Raw genomic sequence first — 9,335 nt, forward strand, 5'->3', positions numbered from 1 at the left:
CTATGGGGAATCACGAGCTGATTACTGTGACCATGACCTTCGCTAAGATATTGATCTTCCATACTCCGCATTGAAGCTAACTTTGACAACTGACAAGGCGCTGCAAATGGCCGCTGACATGCAAAATCGTCCTTCCTGTCGACCACAGGGCCGGCTTATCGGCTACGCCCGAGTGTCCACGGACGAGCAGGCGACCGAAGCCCAGGAAATGGAGCTGCGCGCGGCCGGCTGCGAGACTATCGTCCAGGAACATGGTTCGGGGGCATCACGCGCCCGCCCTGCCCTTTCGAAGCTCCTTCGCGATATTAGCAGCGGCGACACCCTCGTCGTTGTCCGGATCGACCGCCTGGCACGCTCGGTCAGCCATCTTCTCGAGGTCATTGAAGGGTTGACTGAAAAAGGCGTGCATTTCCGGTCACTGCGCGATCCGATCGACACCTCGACGCCGCAGGGCATGTTTTCACTGCAGGTGCTGGGTGCCGTCGCGCAGCTGGAGCGTTCACTGATCTCCGAACGCACCAAGGCCGGGATAAAAGCCGCCAAGGCCAAGGGGCGGTTGCCAGGCAATCCGGGAATACGCGAGCGACGGCCGGAAGCGCTGACTAAAATGAGGGCTGCGCAGAAGGCGGCTTACGGTACACGCATCCAGGCAACGGCAAACCAGTGGCTTCAAGCCGTGAAGCGTATGCGGCCCGATCACACCTGGGATGATATTGCCCGTGTTCTGAAGCAACGCGGTCTCGACTGGACACCGGAGCGCCTTCGACGCGCGGTCAAATGGATGGTCGCCGAGGGCATGGCGGATGCAGCTCTGCTCCGAAAGTCGCCACCTCGCCTGCCGGAAGATCGCCTGATGACGCTGGTTGCCGGCATCCATTCATCCAATCCTGGCCTGACATTGCGCGAAATCGCCAGCCAGCTTGAGCGATTGCATGAGCGCACACCGCGCGGCGGGACAAAATGGTCGCCTTCCTCAGTCAAAAACCTGCTCGATCGCGCCAAACGATCCGGGCTTCTCGCTACCGAAACGGCTTGACCAGCAGTCAGGGAAGCCCGTACCAGGCGCCGCGGCCAGCACCATGCAATTGCAGATGGCCTTGTTCGGCAAGCGCCTTGAGGTGATCCTTGACCGTGTTGCGGCTGGCCCCACTCACTCTCACGACCTCCGAAATCGTCACCCGGCCATGTTCGCGAACCAGTTCGAGGATGAGGATTGACAGTTCGGGGAGAGCCGCAACCATCACCCGCTCGCGTTCCATCTTCTTCTCGAGCCGCTCCTTCTGCCGCTGCATCGCCCGCAGGAAGAATTCCAGCCACGGATTCCAGTCGGGTGTATCGGTGCGGATTGTCTTTTGGGTACGGCGCAGGGCCAGATAGTAACTGTCCTTGCTCTGCTCAATGACGCTTTCAAGAGAACTGTAGGGAACATAGGCATAACCGGCCCGCAACAGGAGAAGCGTGGTCAGGACTCGTGACAAGCGGCCATTACCATCCTGAAACGGATGGATCTCGAGAAACACCACCACGAAGATCGCGATGACCAGCAAAGGATGGAGTTTACCGTCCTCCTCTTGCGTCGCCACCCATGCGACCAGTTCAGCCATACGGCGTGGCGTGTCGAACGGCGTAGCAGTTTCAAATACCACACCTAGACTTTGGCCCTCTTCATCGAAGGCTTCAACATGATTGGCCAGGGTTTTGTAGGAGCCGCGATGGCGTTCATCCTTGCCTGAATAGGCCAGAAGATCGCGATGGAGCTGCCGAATATGGCTCTCCGTCAGTGAAACCGCCTCATAGGCGTCGAAGACCGTCTCCATGACGTCAGCATAACCGGCGACCTCCTGCTCGTCTCGCGTGGCAAACGAGCCGATCCGGATATTCGCCAGCAGGTTTTCCACGTCCCTGTCGCTGAGCCGCGCACCCTCAATCCGAGTTGAGGAACCGATACTTTCAATCGTGGCTACACGGCGCAGGCTGGACAAACGTTCCGGTGCGATCCGCCCGATTGCGCGCCACGCACCCTTGAATTCGTCGATCTCCGCGATCAGCGACAGAACCTCAGGCGTGATATGAAGTGTCGAAGCATCCACCGGCATTCTATTACTCCACCCAATTCCACCCATTCTTTATGATCGCCAAAACTCCAATTGTCCACCCAATTCCACCCAATTAGAGGGCCTGGTCAGATGATAATTCCATCCTGCTCACAGCTTCCGCTTTCGCAGGCTGTTCAGAAGCGAATCCGACACTTCAAGTCGTGGCCCGGATCCCGGTGTCGTATTTTCCGGGGTTTGCTGCTGCTTTCCCTCGTCCAGCCGTGCGCGTAGCAGGGCCATCACCATGGGCCAGGTTGAGAATTTCCCGTCCCGTGCCTTGTCGGTCAGGCTGCGCAGATAACCACCGGCGCTGTTGATTTGGTCCGTCCGTTGATAGATCGCGGCAAGCGCAATTGCCGCCTGAACTTCGCCCATAGCCTCGCGGGCCTCGGCCCATGCGCTCGGACTGACCCCCAGCATCGTTCGCACCAGTTCTGCGGCCGCCAGAAAATCACGCCAGTGGCGGATATCGCCCGTCTGGGTCACTTCCCGCATATTCGGGCAGGCATCCAGCACGATGCTTAACGGTAGATCCCGTTTCGGCAAGCTGCGTATGTTGTTGGTTTTTGCAACGCTGCCGCTCGCTTCTTTCTTTTTTCGAAAGCCATTTTCAGATTCAGATATGGAGTCTGGATTTGAATTCTGTATGTGGCGTTCAAAATGAGACTCATTGGCGTTCAGATTCTGTGTTTTTGTGAAGGTTTCCAACACATCCCGGATTTCGGCGTGCAGTTCGCAAAGCTCGGCGCAAATGTCTTCGATGAGTTGCCTCGAGGCCGTGCGAGGAAGCCTGGTGATGACAGCCTGATAGGTCTGAAGCACCCTGCTCCAGTTCCCCGGCACTCCTTCCTCGATCCCGGTATCGATCATCTTGACGATATCACGCCGTAGGAGCGTCAGGCGCTCCCGGGCGACGCGGAAGGCCTTCTTCTCGGCTTGGACTGCCTCTGCCAGATCCCTGAACTCCGCAGCACGGGCGACGATCGGCGACAGATCAAAGCCATAGGCCTGTTCGATCTCCCCTGCCCTGCTCCTGCGTGCAAAGCGCTTGCCGTTCGGACTGTCTCTGCGGATGATCAATCCACATTCGACAAGCACGGCAAGATGCCGCCGCAGCGTTGCCGGCGAGATGCCATTGGCGCGGGCGATCAGCTGCTCATTCGACGGCCAGACGATAAGCTCGCCCTCGGCCGACAGTTCTGTTTCTCTATGAAACGACAGCAAGGCGTTGAGGATCGCCAGCGAGCGATCCGTTGCGCCAAGCAGTTCACGGGCTTCACGGATGTCCTGGAACACCCGCCATTTATTGGCGACTGCCTCTTTCGGCATCGCCTTTGCTTTTGCCTGATTTGCAATCTGGCCAAGCGTCATCGTTCGCCGCCCGAAGGGCGTCGTTGAGATATGCGTCTGCATTGTCCTTCACCTATCGCTAGGCAAAAGAAATCACCCCGCCAAAACGACGTTGAGCCTCGTGGGCCCTTGACTGCGATTCTCGGAAATGCGATTCTCTAGCTGCTAACCTATGAGAAGGGCTTCCGGAACTAATTTCGGGGGCCTTTTTCTTTGCCGATTTCCACGATCCATGCCGTCATACGACGGCACTCACATTATTTTTCCTCTCCTCTATTCTCCGTTTCTTGCTGAAATTCACGGTAGAGATTATCCAGCCGCGCGGATACGAATGTAGCGAATGCCGGCACTATCTTCTCTTCGAATACAAGCGCGGTCTTGCTACCGCGAGTCTCGATGCGTGCAGCACCCTTCCCCTGCGGAGTCTTCCATATCTGTGCCTGGTCGGCGCTACGCCTCCGGGGCTTGGCCTGAAGGGCGCTCAGCACTGCCTGGAACCGCGCATCACTATCGGCTTTCTGAACTGAAGGAGCTTCTAGCGCCTGCTCGGCGACCGCCAAGGCAGATCGCGCTTCTAGCAGGTCAGCGAGCGCAAGCCATCGAGCCCGCCCCATCTTCGGCGCTGGTCCAATGCGTCTGACGAGCTCTTCTGGGACACGACGTGCTACTGTAATGTATCGGCTGATATCAGCCTTGTCGGCCGCTAGTGCCGCGACGATCGTCGTACGGTCGCAGCCATCCTCCTCCAGATTTTTTGCAAAAAATGCCTTCTCGATAAATGACAGGTCCGTACGTTCGGAGTTTTCGCGCCCTTGCGCGATTATTAGTTCTCGATCAGCCAGGTCGCGGATAATGGCCAGGACTGGCCGTTCCAGGATATTTGCCGCCCGCATTCGCCGCCGCCCGTAAGCGATCTCAAACATACCGGGAGTGTCCGCGTGAGGGCGAACGAGGATCGGAACCTGTTGGCCGTTTTCTCTGATGCTTTCTACAAGCTCATCAAATTTGGGATCGACATCGATCGGAATCCGATCGGTGATACGCGAGCCGATGATCTTGCTAGTCTCAAGCCAAATTTCACCATCGGCGATCTGTTGCCTGAGAAGCGACGCTTGCCTGGCGCTATCGGCCAGCTCCTGCAGCGAGGCGCCCATCGCAGAAATTGCCCCCGTCCGCACGCGCTCGCCATCCTTTAGGGCAGGGGGCTTCGGCGCCGCGGGAACGGTATCCGGGCGTTTGAGGAACAGGTTGTTGATGGCGTCTTTTCTGCTCACTTCAGCCCCTCCCGCACCAGATCGGTTTGGAGAGTTTTGTATTTGTTGGGAGCTCCCAACAGATGCCATCTGTTAAACGGCATAAAGTTCACGGCAGACGTGTTGGGAGCTCCCAACACGCCCAACTTCAACCTCGACAGCCTATTCATTTCACCCATTTTCGTCATAGCCGACCCCACGCCTTCTTAATCAGCCCTTCGATCTCCGTATTGACGGCGTTGAGGGATTCCATAGCTCGGTCGTAGGTGGCGCGCGTAAGGTTCTCGCGACCGATCTCGTAAAGCGTCTGCTTCGTGAGGCCCGCATCCGAAACAGCCGCTGATTTCACCATTGGATTTGTCAAAACAAAATCATCGAAGAGGTTGCGCAGCAGCGCCGCTACTTTTGTTTGCGGCGCATCCTGCGGCTCGAAACGAGTCAGTAGGTAACGGACAAAATCATATTTGAGCTCGCCTCCGGCGTCGCGAACGACACCAAGCAGGTCACGCGTCATGAGAAGGAACTGGCTCATGGAAGAGACATCGAGCATCTGCGGATGAACTGTCACGATCATGGCGGTCGCTGCGCAGAGTCCACTCAGCGTCAGGAAGCCTAGTTGGGGAGGGCAGTCGATCACTACCACGTCGTACTTATCCGCAACGTCGTCGAGGGCCGCAGCTACCCTGGCGAAGAACAGCATTTCACCAGTACGAGCTACCGTGGTCAGAGCCTTTGGCGTCGTATGCTCAAATTCCATGAGTTCCAGATTGCCGGGCACCAAATCGAGCCCGTCAAAGTAGGTCCGGCGGATTACATCTGAAAGTGGGCGTTTGTTGTCATCATAACGAATGGCGGCATAGAGAGTCTGGTTGGAGACGACGTCAACTTCTGGCAAAACACCGAGCAACGCCGACAAGCTCGCCTGCGGATCAAGATCGATGGCAAGAACGCGATAACCCTGCAATGCGAGATGCTGCGCAAGGTGAGCAGAGGTAGTTGTTTTGCCACTCCCACCCTTAAAATTAGTGACAGCAAGCACCTGAAGATGCTCGCCGGGCCGCCGGTGGGGCACAAAATCTATAGCTTCGCGGCCACGCGGCGAGTGTGAGAGCAACTTCCTTATCTCGTTTATATCCGCCAAAGTGTACAAACGGCGTCCATTGCTCGTCGTTTCTGGCTGCGGTCCCTCACCTGCCAAGGTCATTTTCCTGAGCGTGGAGTCCGAGACGCCAATTAATCGGGCAGCTTCCCCGGACGTGAAGCGCCGCAGCACCTTCAGCGTATCAGGTGCGAAGAGTGCCTCACTCATCGACTGGAGATGCGTACTTAGCAACTCAGCTTGATTGCCGATCGTCTCGTCGACACTGGGCAGAAGTTCTCGGGAAGGCTGAACCGCTACGCTCACATTAATATCTCTCATCACGGATTTTCGAGCGAAACCGCTCCTTTTCCGTGACGATACCATTGAACCATTATGGCGCAAGAGTTTAATGGTTAACGGGGAGTTAACGCCTGCCACGAGTGAGGCGTAAGTAGGCGATGCTCGAGTTCACATTATAATGTGTTTTCAAGTACTTCCTACCTTTTCTCCTTGAAACCCCAATCGTTTTGAGACCCGGCATAAATGCCAGGGCAGCAACTTTTCGTACAGGCTGATTTCCTGTCCTTAGCCAATCGTTCGGCAAGGAATCATCACGACTCACTGTGGCACGGACCCGGCATTTATGCCGGGCTGACGCATCTGCCGATCTGATGTTGATGTAGCCCCATCAGAAGGGGGCAGCGATTTCACATGCGGCAGCATCAACTTACTCATTCCACGTTCGGGCGTATGCGGCTGTTTTTGCTGTGCGCAGGCAGGCGTTTTGCATGACCGCCTCGCGCTCCCATCACCGTCTGGTCCGTAAGCTACAGGATGCGCTTGGCGAGACCATCTGTTCCGCGCTCGAGGACACTTCCGTGGTCGAGATCATGCTGAACCCGGACGGTCGCTTGTTCGTCGAACGGCTGGGGCAGGGGATCGACAGCATGGGCACTCTGCAGCCAGGGGCCGCCGAAATCATCATCGGCAGCGTCGCGCATGCGCTGCAGACGGAAGCCGATGAAGACCAGCCGATTATCTCCGGTGAGTTGCCGATAGGTGGCCACCGCTTTGAGGGATTGCTGCCACCGGTGGTAGCAGGTCCAAGCTTCACCATCCGCAAACGAGCTTCGCGCCTGATCCCGCTGGAGGATTACGTCCGCAGCGCCATCATGACGATGGCACAGGCAGCCTTGATCCAAAAAGCTATCAAGGCACGCCTCAACATTGTCATTTCCGGCGGCACAGGCTCGGGCAAGACGACGCTCGCCAATGCCGTCATTGCCGAGATGGTACGGACATCGCCGGAACATCGGCTGGTGATCCTGGAAGATACGGCCGAGATCCAGTGCGCAGCCGAGAATGCGGTTCAGCTTCATACCACCGATACGGTCGATATGGCCCGGCTGCTGAAGAGCACCATGCGGTTACGACCTGATCGTATCATCGTCGGCGAGGTCCGCGATGGTGCGGCGCTCACCATGCTCAAGGCATGGAATACCGGTCATCCGGGCGGCATCACCACCATCCACGCCAACAATGCATTATCGGCCCTGCGACGGCTGGAACAACTGACCGCCGAAGCCAGCCAGCAGCCGATGCACGACGTGATCGGCGAGGCCGTGGATCTTGTCGTCTCGATCGAGCGCACACCCACCGGACGGAGGGTGCGTGAAGTTATCCATGTCGAGGCCTGGCGCGACGGCAACTACCAGATCGAAACCTATTCGGAAGAGGGGCACCTCAATGCAGCATAACCGAACCGTCACCTTTCTGACGGCGAGCTTGACCGTTCTTCTCTTGTCCTTGTTCATCGAGCCAGCACTGGCTTCCGGCGGTGGCGGTCTGCCATGGGAGGGGCCACTGCAACAGATCCAGCAGTCGATCACCGGGCCGGTGGCCGGCATAATCGCACTCGCTGCGATGGCGGTCGCCGGCGGCATGCTGATCTTCGGAGGTGAATTGAATGACTTCGTCCGTCGTCTCTTCTACGTGGTCCTGGTTGCGGGGCTTTTGCTCGGCGGCGCAAGTCTCGTAGGACTTTTCGGCGCATCAGGCGCGTCAATCGGCACGTCAGAGCTGGCTACGGCGAGCAGGGCAGGGGAGGGGTGCAATGGCTGAGCCGGTCGTTGCACTGGCGCGCTCGCGCATGCATCGGGCGCTGTCGCGCCCGAACCATTTGATGGGCGCCGATCGCGAGCTGGTCCTGCTGACTGGGCTTGCGACAGTCATCCTGATCTTCGTCGTGCTGACCTGGTTCTCGGCGCTGCTCGGCATCGCAATCTGGATTGGTGTCGTCGGTGCTTTGCGAATGATGGCCAAGGCCGATCCGATGATGCGACAGGTCTATCTGCGCCACGTTCGCTATAGACAGTCCTACCGCCCGACGTCCTCGCCCTGGCGCAGGTACTAATCCGCCCATGGTCGCACTTCGTCAGTTCCGAAACGCACAGCCGTCGTTTTCTGATCTCGTTCCTTATGCCGGCTTGGTCGATAATGGCGTGATCCTGCTCAAGGATGGGAGCCTGATGGCCGGCTGGTATTTCGCCGGTCCGGATTCGGAAAGTTCGACCAATAAAGAGCGTAACGAGGTATCGCGCCAGATCAATGCGGTCCTGTCACGGCTTGGATCCGGCTGGATGATCCAGGTCGAGGCTGTGCGCGTGCCGGCTGTTTCCTACCCGTCACGCGATGAGAGCTATTTCCCTGACGCAGTGACGGCAGCTATCGACAATGAACGGCGTGCTCATTTTGAGGCGGAACGCGGCCATTATGAAAGCCAGCATGCGCTGATCCTCACCTATCGCCCGCCCGAACGCCGTCGTTCGGCGATGACGCGCTATGTCTATTCTGACGTGGAAAGCCGCTCCGAGACCTATGCCGATACCGTGCTCGACAGTTTTCGGACATCAATCCGCGAGGTAGAGCAGTATATGGCGAATGTACTGTCGATCCGTCGCATGGTCACGCGGACCGTCATTGATCCCGGGACCGGACGCGAAGCACACTACGATGAACTCTTCCAGTTCATTCGCTTTTGCATCGTCGGCGAGAACCATCCGGTCCGCCTGCCGGAAATCCCGATATATCTCGACTGGCTGGCGACGGCCGAATTCCATCATGGGCTGTCGCCGATGGTCGATGGTCATTATCTGGCAGTCGTTGCCATAGACGGCTTTCCGGCAGAAAGCTGGCCAGGCATCCTGAACCACCTTGATCTGATGCCGCTGACCTATCGTTGGTCGAGCCGCTTTGTCTTTCTCGATGAGCAGGACGCACGGCAAAAGCTTGAGCGCACCCGCAAGAAGTGGCAGCAGAAGGTGCGCCCCTTCTTCGATCAACTGTTCCAGACCCAGAGCCGGTCCGTCGACCAGGACGCCATGCTGATGGTGGCCGAAGCCGAGGATGCGATCGCAGAAGCCGCATCGCAACTGGTTGCCTATGGCTATTATACCCCCGTTGTTGATTTCCGCTGAGAGCTGACCCGGGATTGAGGGATTTTTCCATTGAGAAGTGACCCATGTTTGAACCCACCCCTGCTGGTTGATTGCAGGG

The 9,335-nt window shown here is 57.6% G+C and carries 8 protein-coding genes and 1 pseudogene; 5 read left to right on the forward strand and 4 right to left on the reverse strand.

Annotation, left to right across the window (positions count from 1 at the left end):
• Positions 1–106: 106 nt before the first annotated feature.
• Positions 107–1,036, forward strand: a complete 930-nt coding sequence (locus DES43_RS21440) for a recombinase family protein (protein ID WP_166647805.1) — start codon at positions 107–109, stop codon at positions 1,034–1,036.
• A 7-nt stretch (positions 1,037–1,043) separates the two neighbouring features.
• On the opposite strand, the gene DES43_RS21445 is transcribed toward DES43_RS21440, so the two are convergent.
• From DES43_RS21445 to repA, 4 genes are all read right to left on the reverse strand, one after another.
• On the reverse strand, positions 1,044–2,096 hold the full coding sequence (locus tag DES43_RS21445) for a Fic family protein (protein ID WP_133676278.1): 1,053 nt from the start codon (positions 2,094–2,096) through the stop codon (positions 1,044–1,046).
• 108 nt (positions 2,097–2,204) lie between these two features.
• On the reverse strand, positions 2,205–3,509 hold the full coding sequence (gene repC, locus DES43_RS21450; protein WP_133676280.1) for a plasmid replication protein RepC: 1,305 nt from the start codon (positions 3,507–3,509) through the stop codon (positions 2,205–2,207).
• 194 nt (positions 3,510–3,703) lie between these two features.
• Entirely contained in the window at positions 3,704–4,720 is a 1,017-nt protein-coding gene (gene repB, locus DES43_RS21455; protein ID WP_133676282.1) for a plasmid partitioning protein RepB, read from the reverse strand.
• A 163-nt stretch (positions 4,721–4,883) separates the two neighbouring features.
• On the reverse strand, positions 4,884–6,104 hold the full coding sequence (repA, locus tag DES43_RS21460; RefSeq protein WP_166647806.1) for a plasmid partitioning protein RepA: 1,221 nt from the start codon (positions 6,102–6,104) through the stop codon (positions 4,884–4,886).
• Between the two features lie 464 nt (positions 6,105–6,568).
• Here repA and trbB point away from each other — a divergent pair, with 464 nt between their 5' ends.
• From trbB to DES43_RS21480, 4 genes and pseudogenes are all read left to right on the forward strand, one after another.
• On the forward strand, positions 6,569–7,537 hold the full coding sequence (trbB, locus tag DES43_RS21465; RefSeq protein WP_133676286.1) for a P-type conjugative transfer ATPase TrbB: 969 nt from the start codon (positions 6,569–6,571) through the stop codon (positions 7,535–7,537).
• On the forward strand, positions 7,527–7,901 hold the full coding sequence (locus DES43_RS21470; protein ID WP_133676288.1) for a TrbC/VirB2 family protein: 375 nt from the start codon (positions 7,527–7,529) through the stop codon (positions 7,899–7,901). The genes trbB and DES43_RS21470 overlap by 11 nt, the downstream gene beginning before the upstream one ends.
• Complete coding sequence (locus DES43_RS21475; protein ID WP_133676290.1) at positions 7,894–8,193, forward strand: conjugal transfer protein TrbD; 300 nt, start codon at positions 7,894–7,896, stop codon at positions 8,191–8,193. Before DES43_RS21470 ends, DES43_RS21475 begins: the two co-directional genes overlap by 8 nt.
• Positions 8,194–8,200: 7 nt before the next feature.
• Positions 8,201–9,244: pseudogene (locus DES43_RS21480) on the forward strand (VirB4 family type IV secretion/conjugal transfer ATPase); the annotation flags it as partial.
• Positions 9,245–9,335: the final 91 nt, after the last annotated feature.

The sequence above is a fragment of the Aquamicrobium defluvii genome, from assembly GCF_004363725.1.
Lineage (GTDB): Bacteria > Pseudomonadota > Alphaproteobacteria > Rhizobiales > Rhizobiaceae > Mesorhizobium > Mesorhizobium defluvii.